This window comes from Alcanivorax sp. HI0083 (assembly GCF_001635175.1).
Genome location: NZ_LWFX01000268.1, coordinates 1 through 733, shown reverse-complemented (window position 1 = coordinate 733; position 733 = coordinate 1). Strand labels below are relative to the sequence as shown.

The window sequence follows — 733 nt, the reverse complement described above, 5'->3', positions numbered from 1 at the left end:
GACGACTTTCCCAATGATCCGGATGAAGCCGTTGATAGTGATGGGGACGGTGTAGGCGATAACGCGGACGCCTTCCCCAATGACGCGACTGAAAGTGTCGATGCAGATGGTGATGGTTATGGTGCCGATACCGCTGACCCGGACGACGCCGACCCCTGTAATCCGGATCCAAATGCCACGGCCTGTGGAGGCCCCGCGCCCGCCGTCTGGAATGAGTTCAACTGGGATGAAGCCAACTGGCAGTGAGGCCGTTGGTAAAAGCACAAAACCTAATGAGGGTAAGAGACATGAAAAAAGTAATTCTGACAGGCCTCACCGCAGCGGTATTGAGCGCCAATGCCATGGCCGGTGATGTGACTGGCTACACCGCCCCGCTGTCCGGCCAGGCGGCTACCGCGGCTGGTGTCGATGCCAACTTTCAGGCCCTGATCACGGCCATCAACGATAATAATCAGCGTATTGCCGCCCTTGAGGCGGCGAGCGGTGAGGTGGCAGATTTGGCCGATATCGTGAGTGGAGCGACCTATAAATTGTACTTCTCTGGCGGCATCATCGAGCTGGATGACGGTGGCGGTGCCAATTTGGAACGTTTCGGCGGAATTGCCGATCTGACGTTCAACGGTGACGGTTCCCTCAGCGAAACGTTCAGTGAGCAGGGCCGGTTCATCAGTCTGGATGCCAATCAGTGTAGCGGTGAAGGTGAGAATTTCAGCTGTGACCACTATGTTGATAC

At 56.3% G+C, this 733-nt stretch carries 2 pseudogenes; both read left to right on the top strand.

Features of this window, described 5'->3' with window-relative positions:
* Positions 1-246: pseudogene (locus A3754_RS27045) on the top strand (hypothetical protein); the annotation flags it as partial.
* Positions 247-287: 41 nt separating this feature from the next.
* Positions 288-733, top strand: a pseudogene (locus tag A3754_RS02900) (hypothetical protein); the annotation flags it as partial.